The sequence below is a fragment of the Paenibacillus sp. LBL genome, assembly GCF_029893715.1.
Lineage (GTDB): Bacteria > Bacillota > Bacilli > Paenibacillales > Paenibacillaceae > Paenibacillus_AQ > Paenibacillus_AQ glucanolyticus.
The window spans coordinates 169,568-188,140 of the sequence record NZ_JARXYU010000001.1 but is presented as its reverse complement, the minus strand read 5'-3'; the positions used below and the strand labels follow the sequence as shown (position 1 = coordinate 188,140).

Sequence of the window (18,573 nt, the reverse complement as noted above, 5' to 3'; positions counted from 1 at the left end):
AGGTAAATAGAAGGCGTGGGAGGATAAATCGTGAACATCGGATCGTTGATTCGCGGACTCCTGGGAGAGCAAAAGCCGGGAGACGCCAAGACGTTGGAATTAAAGCCGGGTCAGGTCGTTCGCGGTGTGGTTATGAACGTATCGGAAGATGGGCAGGAAGCGTTAGTGCAGATCCAGGGCGTTCAAGTGAAGGCAAAACTGGAAACGCCGCTCCGAGCCGGAGAAACCGCGCTTCTGCAGGTTCAGCCGCCGGGAGAGGGAGGGCCAGCCGTACTCAAGCCGCTTAGTCCAACGCCGGGCCAGCCGTTGTCCCCATCCTCCATGGCGGAGGTGCTGGACTTTGCCGGTCTCCCGGATACGAAGGAAAACCGGGAAATGATTAAGGGCATGCAGACGGCAGGAGTTCCGTTAACGAAGGAAAATATAGCTATGTTTCGTGAGGCGTTGGCTGTGAAACCACCAATGGTTCCTGCTGCAGAATGGGCGGAGTCGGCTGCTATCGCGTTTCATCGCGGACTGCCGATTACTCCCGAAAGTGTGAAGGGGCTGCATCAGGCAGTATTCGGACCTCAGCTCCATCAATTACTGCAGTCTCTTGAGCAGCAGCTGGCGTCTGTTATAAGTGTCGGCGCCGTGCCTGCTGGAGATGGGGGGAAAGGCGCCGTGCCTGCATCTTCTCCTCTAGCCGGTGCTGCGAGCGGCGCAGCAGCTGAAACCGTACCGCAGCAGGCCAGCCCTCCAGCAGGAGGCGCTGGCAGCGCAGCGCAGGCCGCGACAGGTCAGCAGCAGGCACTGCTGACCAAGCTGCAAGGCCTGCTGCAGCAGCTGCGCGGCGAGCTCGCGCAGCCATGGGCTGGCGGCGGCACGGCAACGCCTGCCGCCGGACAAGCCGCCGTGCCCGCTGGGCCGGCGGCAGCCCCGGGCGAAGGGGCCGCAGGCCCTTCGCCCAAGCCGCCCACCCCTGGCGCGGAGCCGTGGGTGGGGCGGCTCTTGAAGCTGCTCGGTGCAGAGCACGAGCAGCAAAGCCTGCGCGGGGCCGTCAGCGGCCCCGCGGGTGAAGCGGCGCGCACGGGTAGCGCCGCTTTGCCGGGCGGGCAGCAGGCGACCGCGCTGCCCGCCGGCGGCGCGGCAGGAGCGAGTGCGGTAGTGCCCGCACCTGCTCCTGCTCCAGCACCCGCTCCATCGACAGCGGGTGCTGCTTTATCGCCGCCTGCTGCGGCACAGCAGCAGGCGGCAGCTGGGGGAGTCGCCGCTTCCCAGCCGCCAGCCGCCAATGCTGCCGGTACCGGCTCAGGGGCCGTAGCGAGCGCCCCTGTTACGACTGGTAACGCAGCAAGCATAAATCATCAAGCTCCGGTTGCCCAAGCGGGCACAACGAATCAGCCGGGCGTGGCACAACCCTCTGTGCCTTCTGCACAGCAGAGTATGGCCCAGGGCATGCAGCAGCAGTCAGTCATCGCCTCAACGCAGGCAGGCGACTCGTCACAAGCCCTTCAGGACACCTTGAAGGGGGTGCTCCTTCAAGTTCTGTCCAGCCAGGAAACACCGTCGGCACTGAAGGAAGCCGCTCAGCAAATCGTGCAGCATTTAACGGGGCAGCAGCTCCTGCTGAACACGGATAGAACAGCACCGTTCGCCCAGGTTACCATGTTTATCCCTCTGCATGGCGCGGACGGAGAACAGACCGCCTCCGTACATATTCAGTCGCGCAGAGGGCGCAAAGGCGAGCTCGATGCCACCAACTGCCGGCTGTTGTTTGATCTGGATATGAGATTTCTGGGACCGACCCTCATTGATGTGCAGGTCGTCGACCGGATTGTCAGCCTCAGCTTCCGGAATGACCAGAGCTTTGCCGCGGAACTGTTTGAAGGAAAAAAGCAAGAGCTGGCGACGGCTGTTGCGTCCATTGGTTATCAGTTGTTAAGCGTAAAAACAGAACCGCTGCCCGTTGATCCACAGCCGTCTTCGGATATGTCGGTGCAGGGAACGGCCGCAGAATACGCCCCTCAGACCTATAAAGGGGTGGATATGCGGATATGACCAAGCAAGAGCAAGAACAAGGATCGATGACGGCCATGAAAAAGGCCGTTGCTCTTAAATATACGCCTGGCGAGAGTGAAGCGCCGATGGTTGTTGCCAAAGGACAGGGCAAGCTGGCGGAATCTATTCTGGATAAAGCCAAAGAGCATGGGGTTCCTGTTCAGGAGGACGCCGCATTGGTGGAGATTCTCTCCAAGCTGGACCTGGACCAGCAGATCCCTGCAGAGCTTTATCAGCTCGTAGCCGAAGTGCTGACATACGTTTATCGCGCGGATGGTCAGGCGAAGCAGGAGGGAATGATGCCGTAATGCCCTCTCGATTCGGGAAGAAAGACAGCCGCAAGCAAAAAGGTGCGGCTGCTGAGGAATTGGCGGCAGCAGCCTTGGTTGAGAAAGGTTACCGCATACTGGACCGCAATTGGCGCTGCCGCTTTGGAGAACTGGATATCGTTGCCGAGATCGGGGCGACCCTCGTGATCATTGAAGTAAGAAGCCGAAGCGGGACGACAAGCTTCGGTACGCCTTCGGAATCCGTAAATGCCCGCAAAATGATGCAGGTTCGGAATACGGCACAGCAGTACGTGCATCAGAAACGTCACCATGAACGGTCGGTTCGCTTCGATGTCATCTCGATAATTCTTGGCGCTGATCTGACGGCTGTCTCGATGGAGCATATCGAGAATGCATTTTAGATTGAAAGTGAATGCTACCCCGCATAACACGAATTAAAAAAAGAAGGTGGCGGAGTGATAAACTCCTTCACCTTCTTTTACTTAAACGGTGAGTTTCCATTAGTATTGGCAGACTTCCAGACAGTTGTCATCCAGATCATAGAAGGTAAAGTAGGTTGCGCCGTACTCCAGAATGGTATCGACGCGTACGCCATGGTCCTTCAGGTGTTGATAAGCCTCCTCGGCATTGGAGACAAAAAAATTAAACATAGCGTGACGGGGCTCAAAATACTTACCCTCTTCTGTAGAGAACAGGGTGAGGGATGTCTGCCCGAACAGGATGCATTGGTATTCGCCTTGCTCGCTCTCCCAACCGACTCGGCCTCCCAAAACATTTGTGTACCACTCCTTTGCAGCTTTCATATTCCGGGTGGGTACAAAGACAGTGTCAATATGCTGAAAAATAGAAGTAGTCATGGTATCACTCCTTGGTTTTATTTGTTGCTGCTCCAGATCAAGACCTGTTCTTTTTGCCCCGTGTCGCTGTCCACCGAAACATCAAGAACTTCAAAACCGTTTTTTATATAGAAGCGGAATGCCCTCTGGTTCTTCTCATACACCCGAAGCTTCAAAACATCTCTAAGGTTCATGGCGCAGTGAAGAAGTGCTTTTCCGTATCCCTGATTTTGTTGGCCTGTGTTAACAAATAATGCGGCAAGATCATTTTCAACCATGGAGACGAACCCTTGGATGCCTCCTGCGTCTTCAATCAAGTAGGTTTCTGACATCGGGAGATAGACATTCCGCATTTCCGCTTGCCGGGACTCCCAATATTCGGCTGGGACAAAATGATGGGCTTCCTTGGATGCATCAAGCCAGATTTGGATGAGATCATCCATATCAGCAGGGGCCATCGGTCTGACTTCCATGATGTATTCACTCCAATCGCTGTCATTTAGCGGGATGTTTCTTCGGTCGCGATATGCTGTCGATCCAGCTGCCGGTATTGAATCGCTTCAGCAACGTGACGGCTATGAATCTCTCGGGATGCTTCCAAGTCTGCAATGGTTCTAGCCAGCTTCAGAATCCTGTCATAGGCGCGCATGCTAAGACCAAGTGTGTCGATTGTCGCTTGCAGAAGCTCTGCCGAGTCCTTGTCCAGCAGCACATGTTTCCTCAGGAAGCTTCCAAAGAGTTCACTGTTCCAGCAAAATGGAAGTCTGTGGTAGCGCTCTAACTGAATGGCTTGCGCCGCGTAGACTTGATCCCGCATTTGCTGTGAGGATATAGGAGTGGAGCTTCCCGGCCATTCCTTAGGCCTGGGCACGTCCACCTGCAGGTCGATCCGGTCCATTAAGGGACCCGAGATCTTAGCGCGGTATTGAGCAATTCGAGTAACGCTGCAAGTGCATCGCTGATGGGGATGATCGCTGCCGTAATAACCGCACGGACAAGGGTTCATCGAACAAGCCAGCATGAAATGCGCCGGGAAGGTAAATACCGCCCGTGCCCGGCTGATGGTTACTTCGCGGTCCTCCAGGGGCTGGCGCAGCACCTCAAGCACATGCCTGGAGAACTCAGGGAGTTCATCAAGGAACAGAATGCCCTTGTGGGCCAGGCTGACCTCCCCCGGCTTCGGAATGGTTCCGCCTCCGATGAGCCCGCCTGCCGAGATGGTATGATGCGGAGACCTGAAGGGGCGTTTGGTCATCAAGCCATCGGACGATTTTAATTTGCCGGCAGCGCTGAATATTTTTGTGGTTGTCAACGCTTCTTGGTCTGCCAGCGGCGGGAGGATGGTGGGAAGACGCTTCATTAGCATCGTTTTTCCGGTACCGGGAGGGCCGATAAGCAAGATGTTGTGCATCCCGGCAGCAGCAATCGTGAGGGCCCGCTTGATATGCTGCTGTCCGATCACATCTGTATAATCTTCAAGCTGTGTGTCCTGCGGGCTTTCATGTTGTGTTCCACCAGACTGCGATGATTTATCATAGCGGAGCTTTGACAGCGAAACCGCAGCCATTAAATTTCCCATGGCTCCATTGGCATCATTCCCATCCTGAACGAGCTCTTTCAGGTGCTGCAGCCCGTAAACCTCGATTCCCCCAATTAATGCTGCTTCAGGAGCATTCTCGAGCGGCAGGACAACCCCAGTAAAACCCTCTTTTTTGGCTTGCTCCACCATGGGCAGAACACCCGTTACGGGTCTGAGCGCACCATCCAGTGCAAGTTCGCCAACGATTAGCATTCGTCCTGCATCCGTAAAGGTCCATTGCTCGCTTGTCAGCAATATGCCAACAGCGATCGCCAGATCGAAGGAGGATCCCACCTTGCGAAGATCTGCCGGGGCGAGATTGATGGTTACCCGTTTAAGCGGGTAGGTAAATCCGCAGTTTTTGATCGCTGCCCGTACCCGCTCCACGGATTCCCGGATAGAGGAATCGGGCAGCCCGATAATGGCGGTTTGCGGCAGACCATTGGCAAGGTCCACCTCTACCTGAATGACAACGCCATCAATGCCGTGCAAGCACGCGCTATGAAGTTTTCCATACATAAAAAAGCACCTCTTTTTCAGATATCAGTGGATTGTATTCGTTATAGAACATCCGTGATTTCGAAAAGGGTGCTTCCTCCTTTCGCTGGTGATTATAGTCCGTATTGTAAAAGCTTATCCAGCTTATGTCAATTCATATGCGTTCTCTCTGTTTTACAGTTTCCTCGATATCGACAGCAAATGGGTTGCCCTCGATTTTAATCACACCCCACCACGGCGTAACTGGTTAGAAAATCAAATCATATTAGGAGAGGCTCGAGAGAAATATGAGTTGTCTGCATTTGAAAGAGTATGAACATTATTAGTAAAACCAAGACAATAAGTAAGCGCATGAACCCATTTTTTATAAAGATGGGTTCTAATCTAGCCCAATCTGGATATTAGTCCAACCTTAAAGCAAAACACTCAAGTACCCTAAACCATCTTTATGGGGAGGTGTCATGATTGAGTTGCCTTGAACATGGAATTAACCGTAAAAAGAAAACCGAAGTGGTTTGTCCTCCGAAAGAAAGAAGGAAGAAGTGCAGGCGTCGAGTCTTTAAAAAATAGTGAGGGTCTCATGTCCTCCGCCCATTTTGACACTTTCCATGGTATCTGGAGTTTATGCTTCCGAAGCAAGTGATTTGAATGTTGCTGAGTTACAAGACGCCATAACAGAACATAATGAATCCTTTATACATTCATTAGAAGCGAAAAAAAAACGAGATTGTAGATACACTTAACAAGTTTCCAGAAGATGAAGTATTACAGGAAGTAAAACAATACTTGAATGAAAAAACCTGAACTTTCTGATGGGCAAATCATCAGTGATTTCAGTGTAAATGTTTTACTGTACAATGATAGTGGAGCGACTTTATCGCTCGACAATTATATTGAAGAACTCGAAGAGCAAGCCTCCTTTAAAACAAGTCTTAAAGACGAAGAGATTAAACCACTTGCTACTGGTGGAATTGTTTGGGTAAACTCAATTAATGGTAATTTAAATACTAGAAATATCGAAATCACAACAAAATACGTTAGTTATGTAGGAAGTAAACCCGACAGTGTAAGTTTTACCAATAAATTTCTTGCCAGTGATGTACAAACAGTAACAAAGGATACTACGCAGAGAAAGGAAGAGATTCAAAACACTTAACAAGAAATCAATCATTTACTTCAACTTTAAGATCTCAAACGAAGTATTGGATTGGATCGACTGAAGTAAAAGTCTTTGAAAAAGGAGTACCGGTCGGACTTCAAACCGGTGACACTGATCGAATACTGTATAACAACGCGGCAATGCCTTATTTTAAATATGTAGATTCACTCTCTGGATTGGTCAATTATGAGCCGTCTTATACAACATGGAAAAAGGTTCCAAATCCAACTCCGTGGGATAGCAGTAAGGATAGAGGTGCATACATTACTTATTACATTAATACTTATGGAAATCCTGGATGGGATTGGGCATCATACGATATACATCATATAAAACCACGTGAATATGGTGGTGGAAACGAAAAATCTAATTTAATACCTGTTCCTCGATCAATTCATCAACAACTTATAACAGCTTGGTGGAACAGCTACAATAAAGGGTGATTAAAAATTGGCATCAGATGTAGTTAACAACTTAGAAGCATATAGAAAATGTTTAAATAATGATAAATATATTCAACATTACAGCAGCGGTAATCTGAATGAGACTAAATCAGCATTTAATTCCCCTGCATCACTAAGTGACATTCAAAATCTATGCCAGAAAAAAGGCTGGACACTTCCAGATCAGTATGTTGAATTTTTGTTGTATTGTAACGGATGCTATTTGTTTAGAGACCAGTTCGGGACAGGTTTTGACTTGTTAAGCCATAAACAAATGGATGAATACCACTTAAATTACATGCCAAAAACTGGATTCCTATTTGTTATTATGTTGGAGATTATTTATTCATCGACTCAGATAGAGTGGATACTGGAAAAGGATATTTGATGTGGCACAACCACGAACAATATTTTGAGGATCCACCAACTATCAGGTTTGAAATTGATTTTAATACTTGGCTTGAAAGATTAATAATTGCCCAAGGCTCACCTTTCTGGGAATGGAAAAATTAATATTGCCAAGTAAATAACCCGCGGGATTTTCCTGCGGGTTATTTACATTATTCAAGAATTTTTTCTCGTAATAGAATGTAAGCATGAAAAAGGGGAGAAAGACACGCACGGCTGCATGAGTGCGGCGTGCCTTTTCCCGCTTTTTCATTTGTCAAACCTTGCACAATCGTCGAGATATGGGCCACTTGTTTCCGGCTTTTAAAGGCTCATAAAAAGGAAAGGGATGTGGATTCATTTTTGGTTGTTCATCCCATGGGATTTTCAGTTCTTTAAGCAAAGAACCTACTAGCTATATGCCAGCAGGTTCTTTTTTGCGTCTAGTCGTATTAATCGACTCACATGCTTTATTTCCTCTAATGGTACCCAAACGGGTCCATAAACGCTCCGCATCTTTAAGCAATCTGTACAAGCATCAGGGATGCCTTGTAATACTGCGCCATCGATAAGATATATCGTCACGCTTTGCTTCTTCTGTATGGCTATCTTCAGTTCTTTTTCCCACATTTGATTGATCACGCACCTATGACTAAAGTAATGATTTCAGTATATCAAAAGTGGGTAAAATTTACTACGATTTATCTGAATACAAGTAAAGATCATTTGAAAAAGGGATGTGGATTTACATCCTCGGTAGGATTAAAAAGGAGCCTTGAATGGCTCCATTAAAGGTTAATGCGGCAGGCCGCACACTTGTTATTTCCGGAGCCAGTGAGTCTTTCGGTATTCGACAGGTGTCGGCCGGTCATTTTTTTAACAAGCGATCGTCCATTTTGCTAATACCATCCGCCTGCTTGCTGATATCCACAAACTCATCATGCTGATGCAGAACGACCCTAATATTGTAGGAAAATAATACGACATCATGATGAGAAAATAAACCAGTACCATTCTAGTGAATGGCATAAAAAGGATAAAAAGTTTTAATTTAAGCCATAGTTTAGTATATTGAATAAGGGATTTAATGGTATAATATTACAGTATATGCTAATTAAAACAGGTTGGGGAGGGGACGAAATGACAATATTATGGGGGAATATCATCATTACGCTCGTTGCGGGATTCATCGGAGTTGCCGTCGTGGTTTTAGGGATTGTCGGATTACTGCACTATGTGAAGAAAAAGTAGATTTTATTTTACATACTTTTCCAATTTATATCTGGAAGGAATCAAACCCATGCTAAATAGAGTGGATAAACGGTGAACTTTTTAAGGTAAGCGTTTTAAAAACATGTTACAATAGCTTGGGTTTAATATACAAAGGTTGACACGAGAATAACTTTCTTTCATAGATTAGTCTCATGTTAACCAGCCTTGTTCCAGTCATGTTGATAGGAGGATTCGAGAATGAATATCCATGAATATCAAGGAAAACAAGTACTGAAGCAATATGGAGTAGCTGTTCCGAACGGCAAGGTAGCGTTTACGGTGGAAGAAGCAGTGGAAGCTGCACAGTCTTTGGGCAGTCCCGTAACCGTTGTCAAAGCACAGATCCACGCAGGTGGCCGGGGTAAAGCCGGCGGCGTTAAAGTGGCGAAGAACCTGGATGAGGTTCGTGCTTATGCTGAAGAAATTCTGGGCAAGGTGTTGGTAACTCACCAAACGGGTCCAGAAGGCAAGGAAGTTAAGCGTCTCCTCATTGAAGAGGGCTGCGATATTCGCAAAGAGTATTATATCGGTGTTGTAGTTGACCGTGCTACTGGCCGTGTCGTCTTGATGGCGTCTGAAGAAGGCGGTACTGAAATCGAAGAGGTTGCAGCAGCAACTCCTGAGAAGATTTTTAAAGAAGTCGTGGATCCAGCGATCGGACTTCAAACGTTCCAAGCACGGAAATTAGCGTATTCCATTAATATCCCGAATGAACTGGTTGGTAAAGCCGTTCAGTTCATGCTGGCCCTGTATAAGGCATTTGTTGAGAAGGATTGCTCTATCGCTGAGATCAATCCGCTTGTCGTAACAGGTGACGGAAACGTCATGGCTCTTGATGCCAAACTCAATTTTGACTCCAATGCGCTGTTCCGTCATAAGGACATTCTTGAACTGCGCGACCTGGACGAAGAAGACGAGAAGGAAATCGAAGCATCCAAATACGATTTGAGTTACATAGCTCTTGATGGCAATATCGGCTGCATGGTTAACGGAGCCGGTCTTGCGATGGCTACTATGGACATCATCAAGTATTATGGCGGCGACCCTGCTAACTTCCTTGATGTTGGGGGCGGTGCAACAACGGAGAAGGTAACGGAAGCCTTCAAGATTATTTTGTCCGATCCTCAAGTAAAAGGAATCTTTGTCAACATTTTCGGTGGTATTATGCGTTGCGACGTTATCGCTACCGGTGTTGTTGAAGCAGCGAAACAGCTGGGCTTAACTCGTCCGCTTGTTGTCCGCTTGGAAGGAACGAATGTTGACCTCGGCAAGCAAATTTTGGCTGAGTCCGGTCTGAACATAGTGCCTGCTGATTCCATGGCCGACGGAGCACAGAAGATCGTCTCCCTCGTTCAGTAATAATTCATTCCTGAAGGGGCATGGCACGATGGGCTTTAGGGCTCTGCCGTGCGGTTGCTTTCATTTTCAAATAACAATAGGGGATGTGAATCAATCGTGAGTATTTTGATCGATAAAAATACAAAAGTTATCACACAAGGGATTACAGGCAAGACGGCCCTTTTCCATGCAAAAGGTGCCCTGGATTACGGTACCCAGATGGTCGGTGGAACTTCACCTGGTAAAGGTGGAACTGAAGTCGAAATCACGCTGGAGAACGGTGAAACCGTCAAATTGCCGGTTTACAACACCGTTGAGGAAGCCAAAGCCAAAACTGGCGCGACCGCAAGCGTAATCTATGTACCGCCAGCTTTTGCAGCAGATTCCATTCTGGAAGCTGTTGATGCTGAGATGGACCTGGTTATCTGTATCACGGAAGGTATTCCAGTGCTCGATATGGTGAAAGTATCCCGCTATCTGGAAGGCAAGAAAACTCGTCTGATCGGACCTAACTGTCCAGGTGTCATTACACCGGGCGAATGTAAGATCGGTATTATGCCGGGCTACATCCACACGCCGGGACATGTAGGGGTTGTATCGCGCAGTGGTACCCTGACTTATGAAGCTGTTCATCAGCTGACCGCTCGCGGCATTGGACAATCCTCAGCCGTTGGTATCGGTGGTGACCCGGTTAAAGGAACTGAGTTTATCGATGTCTTGAGACTGTTTAATGAAGATCCTAACACCAAAGCGGTAATTATGATCGGTGAGATCGGTGGTACAGCTGAAGAAGAAGCGGCTGAATGGATCAAAGCGAATATGAACAAACCCGTTGTTGGCTTCATCGGTGGAGCCACAGCGCCTCCAGGAAAACGCATGGGCCATGCTGGCGCGATTATTTCTGGCGGTAAAGGAACGGCTAAGGAGAAAATTGCCGTGCTTGAAGCTTGTGGTGTCAAGGTAGCTCCAACGCCTGCCGAAATGGGCTCAACTCTGGTTAGCGTTCTTGAGGAGAAAGGTCTTTTGGAGTCTTGCAAGACTCACTAAGGCATGATTTTTTCCAGATAACAGGTTAAGTCTGTGTTCATAATGTAAGGTAAGCAACCTTTTATTTCCTGAACAGGAAATGAAGGGTTGCTTTTTTGTTTTCGATTTTATATTTTAAGGAGGTCACATAATGAAGCTGGAAAGCGTGCTGCTGGTCGCCCTGCATGAAAGTGACGGCATTGGATGGAAGACGATTAACCGGATTATAACTAGAGGGGAACTGCATGAAGGGATGTTATCCTACGATGCAAACGATTGGAGAGCATGCGGGCTATCTGTCGAAAGAGCGAATAAATTGACTAAGGAATTCCCACTCACCGTCGAAAGAAAACGCAGCGACATGTCGAATGTTGACGACGGCGAATTTCGACAGAATCAAGCTGAGGTATGGAATTTGACAAACCGCTCAAAAATACGTATTATAACAGCCCTTGATGACTTTTATCCGGAATCATTGAAATCTTCACCCCAGGCCCCGTGGGTATTGTATTGCATGGGTGATTATCGTCTGCTGTCTAAACCGGGGATCGCTATGGTGGGTACAAGAATGCCAACAGCCTATGGGCGCAAGATTGCATCGATGCTATCCGAAGAGCTGACAAGGGCGGGATTAATGGTTGTTAGCGGTATGGCCAGAGGCATCGATAGCGTTGTCCACGAAACCGCATTGAGAAGCGGCGGAATGACGGTGGCGGTTCTAGGAGCGGGCATTGACGTCATCTATCCACCGGAGAACCGTTCGCTTTACGAAGAGATTGCGGCCAAGGGACTTGTCATTTCTGAATATCCGCCGGGAACGAAGGCGTTACCAGGATTTTTCCCGCAGAGAAACCGGATTATCGCCGGATTAACGCTGGGTACCGTGGTTGTTGAGGCGGATGCTCGCAGCGGGTCATTAATTACGGCAGATTATGCGCTGGAGGCAGGAAGGGATGTGTTTTCCGTTCCGGGACCTCTTACTTCATCTAAGAGCAGAGGGACGCTGGATTTGATCAAGCAAGGGGCCAAGATGGTCACGGATGCCCGGGATATAATAGAAGAATATGATTCCTGGTTGCCAAAAGAGGCTTCGGATACATACAATAAGGAGCGGCGGGCCCATCGTCAGGAGCAGCCGGATTTACAAGCCGGGTTGACAAATGATGAACGACACATATACCATATGCTCGAACAGGGGCCCGGGTCGCTGGATGAGATGATCGAGCGAACCCAGTGGGATTTTGGACATTTGCATTCAGTTCTGTTATCTTTAATCATAAAAAAGCAGATTACCCAATTACCCGGTGCTATATATAAGATCATATAATGGGAAAGTTTGAATGTTGGAGAGGAGGATGAACCTGTGGCGGATTCACTCGTCATCGTAGAGTCGCCTGCTAAGGCGAAAACGATTGGCAAATATCTCGGCAGCAAGTATATCGTGAAGGCTTCAATGGGTCATGTTCGCGATTTGCCGAAGAGCCAGATCGGGGTTGAGGTGGAAAATGACTTCAATCCGAAATACATTACGATCCGCGGAAAAGGTTCTGTCTTAAAGGAACTTAAGGATGCTAGCAAAAAGGTGAAGAAAGTATACCTCGCAGCTGACCCCGATCGCGAAGGGGAAGCCATTGCATGGCATCTTGCGCATGCATTGGAGCTGGACGATACCCAAAGCCTGCGGGTTGTATTTAATGAAATAACGAAAACGGCCGTGAAGGATGCCTTTAAGACGCCGCGCAAAATTAACATGGATTTGGTTAACGCGCAGCAGGCAAGACGCATCCTGGATCGTTTGGTTGGTTATAAGATCAGCCCTATTCTATGGAAGAAAGTGAAAAAGGGTCTCTCGGCTGGTCGTGTTCAATCCGTAGCCGTCAAAATCATCCTGGATCGCGAGAACGAAATCAGTGCATTCGTTCCGGAAGAATACTGGACCATTACGGCCAAGCTGGCCGTGAACGGATCTGCATTCGAAGCGAAATTTACACAGTTTAACGGTGCGAAGAAGGAATTGACCAACGAACAGGAAGTGAATGAAATTCTCGAAGCCATTCGGGATGCTTCCTTCCAAGTGGGTGAAGTGAAAGAGCGGGAGCGCCAGCGTCACCCGTCACCACCATTTACGACCAGTTCACTGCAGCAGGAAGCTGCACGCAAACTTGGTTTCCGGGCTGCCAAGACGATGTCGGTTGCCCAGCAGCTTTACGAGGGTGTCGAGCTGGGCAAGGAAGGCACTGTCGGTTTGATTACCTATATGCGTACAGACTCGACCCGTATTTCCGGGACAGCTCAAGAAGAAGCGAAGGAATATATCACCGAGAAGTATGGTGATCCGTTCGTACCGGAGAGCCCGAGACAATATTCGAAAAAAGCAGCCAACGCTCAGGATGCGCATGAAGCGATACGTCCCACTTCCATACTTCGGGATCCGGAATCCATGAAACCGTTTATGAGCCGGGATCAGCTTCGCTTGTATAAACTCGTTTGGGAGCGTTTTGTGGCGAGTCAAATGGCTTCAGCAGTACTGGATACGCTTTCTGTAGATATCGCTGCAAACAATACGGTCTTCCGCGCGACCGGTTCCAAGGTTCGTTTCCCTGGATTCATGAAGGTCTACGTCGAAGGTAACGACGACGGGACGACAGAGGAAGATAAGTATTTGCCGGAGCTTCACACGGGTGACGTGCTGGAGAAACAGGATATTGAGCCGAAGCAGCATTTCACACAGCCGCCGCCACGCTATACAGAGGCAAGGCTGGTCAAGACGCTTGAGGAACTCGGCATAGGGCGTCCTAGTACGTATGCGCCGACACTGGAGACGATCCAGAAGAGGGGCTACGTTGCAATCGAAGAGAAAAAATTCATGCCAACCGAGCTCGGTGAGCTTGTCATCGAACAGATGGAGCAGTTCTTCCCTGAAATCCTCAATGTGGAGTTTACCGCGAACATGGAAGAGGACCTTGACCATGTGGAGGAAGGTTCCGAAGACTGGGTAAAGGTGTTGGCTGAGTTCTACGAATCCTTCGAAAAGCGTCTTGAAGTAGCAGAGGAAGAAATGAAGGAAATCGAAATCGAAGATGAGGTTTCCGATGAAATATGCGAGAAGTGCGGCAAGCCCCTGGTTTATAAGCTTGGCCGTTTCGGCAAGTTTCTTGCGTGTTCGGGCTTTCCGGATTGCCGTAACACCAAGCCGATTGTGAAAGATATCGGTGTGGCGTGTCCGAAATGCAAGGAAGGTCACGTGGTGGAACGGCGAAGCAAGAAGGGGCGCGTCTTCTTTGGATGTGATCGTTATCCTGAATGTGATTTTGTATCCTGGGATAAACCTTCAACGAAGCCGTGTCCGAGCTGCAGCAGTTTAATGGTGGAGAAGAAGAGCAAGCAAGGGGTCAAGCTTCAGTGTACCTCTTGTGATTATTCCGAAATGGTTGAGGAACCGGATGAAGCGGCAGATTTGTAAGGCATACAGGGGGTAATGACGTTGACAGATTCACAGAGGGTTACGGTTATCGGTGCGGGACTTGCAGGCAGTGAGGCTGCCTGGCAGATCGCGAGCCGTGGCGTACCCGTTACACTATATGAGATGCGGCCGGTCGTAAAGACACCGGCGCATCATACGGACAAGTTCGCTGAGCTTGTGTGCAGCAATTCACTTCGGGCGAACGGCTTGACTAATGCGGTAGGCGTACTAAAGGAAGAAATGCGGATGCTGAACTCGCTTGTTATCGGCTCGGCAGATCGCAATTCCGTACCGGCAGGCGGCGCACTGGCCGTTGACCGTGATGGATTCTCAGGCGAAATTACGGAAACGCTGCATAACCATCCGTTGATTGAGGTCGTAAATGAAGAAATTCAGCATATACCTGAAGAAGGCATTGTTGTTATCGCAACAGGACCGCTCACTTCTCCCGCACTGTCATCGCAAATCCGAGAGCTGATGGGCGAAGACTATTTCTATTTTTACGATGCGGCTGCTCCGATTGTGGAGAAGGATTCCATCGATATGAGCAAAGTGTATCTGGCATCCCGCTATGATAAAGGTGAGGCAGCTTATCTCAATTGCCCGATGACGGAAGAAGAGTTTGATGCCTTCTATGATGCCCTTATCAATGCCGAGGTTGCCCAATTGAAAGAGTTTGAGAAGGAGATTTATTTTGAGGGCTGTATGCCGATCGAGGTTATGATGAAACGCGGCAAACAAACGGCCTTATTCGGCCCGATGAAGCCCGTGGGACTGGTAAACCCGCATACGGGCGAGCTTCCGCACGCGGTTGTGCAGCTGCGTCAGGATAATGCAGCGGGAACTCTGTATAATCTTGTTGGCTTCCAGACCCATCTGAAGTGGGGCGAGCAGAAGCGGGTCCTTTCCATGATTCCGGGACTAGAGAACGCTGAAATCGTACGATATGGCGTTATGCACCGGAATACGTTTGTTAATTCGCCTAAGCTGCTCGAACAGACCTATCAGGTAAAGACCAGACCTAATCTGTATCTGGCAGGACAAATGACAGGCGTTGAGGGCTATGTGGAATCAGCAGCATCCGGCTTGATTGCAGGAATTAATGCAGCAAGAGCAGCACAAGGGCAGGAGGGTGTCGTTTTCCCTCAGGAATCAGCTATCGGCAGCATGGCATACTACATAACCCATGCAGATCCTGATAATTTCCAACCGATGAATGCGAACTTCGGTCTTCTTCCGAATCTGGAGAAACGCATACGTAACAAAAAGGAAAAAAATGACGCTCTTGCTAACCGTGCTCTTGACGGAATTCGTGTATTTATTAATGCTAAAGAACTAAATACGATGTAACTTATTTCTAAGGGAGGTCCTGCCATCATGGAAATGACTTTTCACGCCACAACGATTTGTGCTGTTCGGCATAATGGCACAGCTGCCATTGCCGGTGATGGTCAAGTCACATTCGGTGAAAGTGTAGTCATGAAGCAGACCGCCAAGAAAGTGCGCCGTCTTTACCGGGGACAAGTTGTCGCCGGTTTTGCCGGTTCTGTGGCGGATGCTATTACGTTGTTTGAGAAATTCGAGGGCAAGCTGGAGGAGCATCATGGCAACTTGCAGCGTGCCGCTGTCGAACTTGCGAAGGATTGGCGTCAAGACCGAGTGCTTCGCAAGCTTGAAGCTTTGATGATTGTTATGGATAAAACGGGGATGCTGCTGATCTCTGGCGGCGGAGAAATTATCGAGCCGGATGATGATGTGCTGGCCATTGGCTCAGGGGGCAATTTTGCATTGTCGGCGGGACGTGCGCTTAAGCGCCATGCGGGGCATATGGAAGCAAAAGACATAGCCAGAGAAGCGCTTCAAATCGCTTCAGAGGTGTGCGTCTATACTAACAGCAATATTATTGTCGAAGAGCTGTAAGAATGCCATATAGCAACAAATAGCCATATCAGGGTGGAGGTATTCGCGATGAGTAAAGAATCGATGACGCCTAGACAGATTGTATCCGAACTGGATAAATACATCGTAGGCCAGAAGGAAGCTAAAAAATCAGTCGCCGTTGCACTTCGCAATCGTTATCGCCGCAGTTTGCTTACCGATGACGAGCGGGATGAGATCGTACCGAAAAACATTCTGATGATCGGACCTACCGGCGTGGGTAAAACGGAGATTGCTAGAAGACTCGCGAAGCTCGTCCATGCGCCTTTTGTGAAGGTCGAGGCCACAAAGTTCACGGAGGTTGGCTATGTTGGCCGTGACGTGGAGTCAATGGTACGGGACCTTGTGGAAACTGCCATACGCATGGTGAAGCTGGAGCGCACGGAGCAGGTGAAGGACAAAGCCGAAGAATTGGCAAATGAGCGGATCGTACAGCTGCTGGCGCCATCAACCAAGGGGCAGAAGAGTCAGCGTAATCCATTCGAAATGCTGTTTGGCGGAAACAATAATGATACACAGGCGGAAGAAGAGGATTCGGCAGATAAGGACGTAAGTCTCAAGGAGAAACGCAGGCAGGTCCGGTTTAATCTCCTGTCGGGCAAACTTGAGGATGACACGGTAGAGATTGATGTGGAGGATGCTGCTCCCAACATGTTTGATATGTTTGCCGGCCAAGGGAATGACCAGATGGGCATGAACATGCAGGAGATGTTTGGCAACCTCATGCCGAAGCGGACCAAGCGACGCAAACTATCCGTCAAGGAAGCAAGGAAAGTACTCACACAAGAGGAAGCAGGTAAATTGATTGATATGGATGACGTCATCCAGGAATCAATACGCCGGGCTGAACAATCGGGTATTATCTTTATTGATGAGATCGATAAGGTTGCGAGTCAAGGCAGACAATCGGGACCGGATGTCTCCAGAGAAGGCGTTCAGCGCGATATTTTGCCGATTGTAGAGGGTTCAACGATCATGACGAAGTACGGTCCGGTAAAAACGGATTTCGTGCTGTTTATCGCTGCAGGCGCATTTCACATTGCCAAACCATCGGATTTGATTCCGGAGCTACAGGGACGTTTTCCGATCCGGGTAGAGCTGAGCAGTTTGACTTTGGACGATTTTGTGTCGATTTTGACAGAACCGAAAAATGCGTTAACGAAACAATATGTCAATCTGCTGCGAACGGAGGATCTTGAAGTGGAGTTTTCTCCTGAGGCGATTCGGGAAATTGCCCAGATTGCTGCATCAGTGAATCAGAACACGGAGAATATCGGTGCACGCAGACTTCATACCATATTGGAGAAACTGCTTGAAGACCTCTCGTTTGAGGCACCTGAGCTTACGCTGGACCGTATGGTGATTACGCCGGAATATGTCCGGGAAAAGCTCGCAGGTATCGCCCAGGATCGGGATTTAAGCCAATATATCCTGTAGTTGCAGCCATATAGGCCTATTAGCCGAGTAAACGCACGGAGATAATTGTCGATATTCATCGTGAAACCTCGCAGCAAGTTGTCGAAGAGCTTTCGCATGTTGGAAGGTGCCGGGACGGTTTTCGCAATTTTTTGTGAATTTCTCTAAATGTTCCGGGACCTATCGTTTGGGGAAAAACGATTAAAATTTACAGAATTAGTGGTACGATTTGCAATAATATAGAAAAAAACCGAATAAAAATGAATACAAAGCCCTTCTTTTTGGTAAAAGATAGGGCTTTTTTCTTATTGTAAAAAGTCCCAATCTTTAAGAAACTTAGTTTATGTGACATCATGTTGTCTTTTTCTACTTAAGACCTAGGTTAGTGCGTACGGATTATATTCTTTGTCGAAAAAAGAGGATTTAGCTGGGAAGAGTGGAATATCTTCTTGCAAAGTCCAGTCAGGAGGAATGAGCTAGTGAATCTGTTGAACAATAGTTCTTTTCAACGGCTTCAAAGCGGTTTGGATGCGGCAAATCTCAGAAACAATGTGATTGCGAACAACATCGCGAACGTGGATACTCCTCATTTTAAGCGATCCGAGGTATCCTTTGAGAGTCTTCTGAAAAAGGAAATGGATGGAGCCGATTTATCGCTTCAGGGCAGAAGAACGGATCCCCGACATTTTGTTATTGGTCCTACAGGGGGAATTCCCGACGCTTCAGTCATGAAGGATGGAAGCAGCTCTATGAACAACAACCAGAATAATGTCGATGCAGACAGAGAAATGTCGCTGCTTGCAGAGAATCAGCTTCGTTATAATTCATACATACAAGCTGTAAATGAGCAGATTCGAATGATGCGTACAGCTATTGAAGGGAGATAGG

16 protein-coding genes are annotated in these 18,573 nt (G+C 48.5%); 13 read left to right on the top strand and 3 right to left on the bottom strand.

What is annotated here, in order from left to right:
- Positions 1-30 precede the first annotated feature (30 nt).
- The 3 genes from M2277_RS00900 to M2277_RS00890 are packed head-to-tail and all read left to right on the top strand — an operon-like array spanning position 31 to position 2,731.
- On the top strand, positions 31-2,040 hold the full coding sequence (locus M2277_RS00900; RefSeq protein WP_280753937.1) for a hypothetical protein: 2,010 nt from the start codon (positions 31-33) through the stop codon (positions 2,038-2,040).
- Positions 2,037-2,348, top strand: a complete 312-nt coding sequence (locus M2277_RS00895) for an EscU/YscU/HrcU family type III secretion system export apparatus switch protein (protein WP_006211349.1) — start codon at positions 2,037-2,039, stop codon at positions 2,346-2,348. Before M2277_RS00900 ends, M2277_RS00895 begins: the two co-directional genes overlap by 4 nt.
- Complete coding sequence (locus M2277_RS00890; RefSeq protein ID WP_280753936.1) at positions 2,348-2,731, top strand: YraN family protein; 384 nt, start codon at positions 2,348-2,350, stop codon at positions 2,729-2,731. The genes M2277_RS00895 and M2277_RS00890 overlap by 1 nt, the downstream gene beginning before the upstream one ends.
- 99 nt (positions 2,732-2,830) lie before the next feature.
- Here M2277_RS00890 and M2277_RS00885 read toward each other — a convergent pair whose 3' ends face one another.
- The 3 genes from M2277_RS00885 to M2277_RS00875 are packed head-to-tail and all read right to left on the bottom strand — an operon-like array spanning position 2,831 to position 5,264.
- Positions 2,831-3,187, bottom strand: a complete 357-nt coding sequence (locus tag M2277_RS00885) for a VOC family protein (RefSeq protein WP_006211347.1) — start codon at positions 3,185-3,187, stop codon at positions 2,831-2,833.
- 17 nt (positions 3,188-3,204) lie between these two features.
- A complete protein-coding gene (locus M2277_RS00880; RefSeq protein ID WP_063480032.1) occupies positions 3,205-3,639 on the bottom strand; it encodes a GNAT family N-acetyltransferase in 435 nt (144 codons plus the stop codon).
- 26 nt (positions 3,640-3,665) lie between these two features.
- The gene (locus M2277_RS00875; protein ID WP_280753935.1) at positions 3,666-5,264 is read right to left on the bottom strand and encodes a YifB family Mg chelatase-like AAA ATPase; all 1,599 of its coding nucleotides are present in this window, start codon (positions 5,262-5,264) and stop codon (positions 3,666-3,668) included.
- Between the two features lie 769 nt (positions 5,265-6,033).
- Between M2277_RS00875 and M2277_RS00870 the strand changes: the two genes are divergently transcribed.
- From M2277_RS00870 to flgB, 10 genes are all read left to right on the top strand, one after another.
- Complete coding sequence (locus M2277_RS00870) at positions 6,034-6,399, top strand: hypothetical protein (RefSeq protein ID WP_063480030.1); 366 nt, start codon at positions 6,034-6,036, stop codon at positions 6,397-6,399.
- A 453-nt stretch (positions 6,400-6,852) separates the two neighbouring features.
- On the top strand, positions 6,853-7,233 hold the full coding sequence (locus tag M2277_RS00865; RefSeq protein ID WP_280753934.1) for an SMI1/KNR4 family protein: 381 nt from the start codon (positions 6,853-6,855) through the stop codon (positions 7,231-7,233).
- 1,469 nt (positions 7,234-8,702) lie between these two features.
- Positions 8,703-9,863, top strand: coding sequence for an ADP-forming succinate--CoA ligase subunit beta (gene sucC, locus M2277_RS00860; RefSeq protein WP_006211339.1), 1,161 nt, complete (start codon positions 8,703-8,705; stop codon positions 9,861-9,863).
- Between the two features lie 96 nt (positions 9,864-9,959).
- Positions 9,960-10,889, top strand: coding sequence for a succinate--CoA ligase subunit alpha (gene sucD, locus M2277_RS00855; protein WP_280753933.1), 930 nt, complete (start codon positions 9,960-9,962; stop codon positions 10,887-10,889).
- A gap of 130 nt (positions 10,890-11,019) precedes the next feature.
- The gene (gene dprA, locus M2277_RS00850; protein WP_152826332.1) at positions 11,020-12,195 is read left to right on the top strand and encodes a DNA-processing protein DprA; all 1,176 of its coding nucleotides are present in this window, start codon (positions 11,020-11,022) and stop codon (positions 12,193-12,195) included.
- Positions 12,196-12,231: 36 nt separating this feature from the next.
- Positions 12,232-14,331, top strand: a complete 2,100-nt coding sequence (topA, locus tag M2277_RS00845) for a type I DNA topoisomerase (RefSeq protein ID WP_148246920.1) — start codon at positions 12,232-12,234, stop codon at positions 14,329-14,331.
- Positions 14,332-14,346: 15 nt separating this feature from the next.
- The gene (gene trmFO, locus M2277_RS00840; RefSeq protein ID WP_370511096.1) at positions 14,347-15,681 is read left to right on the top strand and encodes an FADH(2)-oxidizing methylenetetrahydrofolate--tRNA-(uracil(54)-C(5))-methyltransferase TrmFO; all 1,335 of its coding nucleotides are present in this window, start codon (positions 14,347-14,349) and stop codon (positions 15,679-15,681) included.
- Between the two features lie 27 nt (positions 15,682-15,708).
- The gene (hslV, locus tag M2277_RS00835) at positions 15,709-16,251 is read left to right on the top strand and encodes an ATP-dependent protease subunit HslV (protein WP_006211334.1); all 543 of its coding nucleotides are present in this window, start codon (positions 15,709-15,711) and stop codon (positions 16,249-16,251) included.
- Between the two features lie 48 nt (positions 16,252-16,299).
- A complete protein-coding gene (gene hslU / locus M2277_RS00830) occupies positions 16,300-17,706 on the top strand; it encodes an ATP-dependent protease ATPase subunit HslU (protein WP_076150442.1) in 1,407 nt (468 codons plus the stop codon).
- A 458-nt stretch (positions 17,707-18,164) separates the two neighbouring features.
- On the top strand, positions 18,165-18,572 hold the full coding sequence (gene flgB, locus M2277_RS00825) for a flagellar basal body rod protein FlgB (RefSeq protein WP_036642060.1): 408 nt from the start codon (positions 18,165-18,167) through the stop codon (positions 18,570-18,572).
- The last annotated feature ends 1 nt before the right edge of the window (position 18,573 follow it).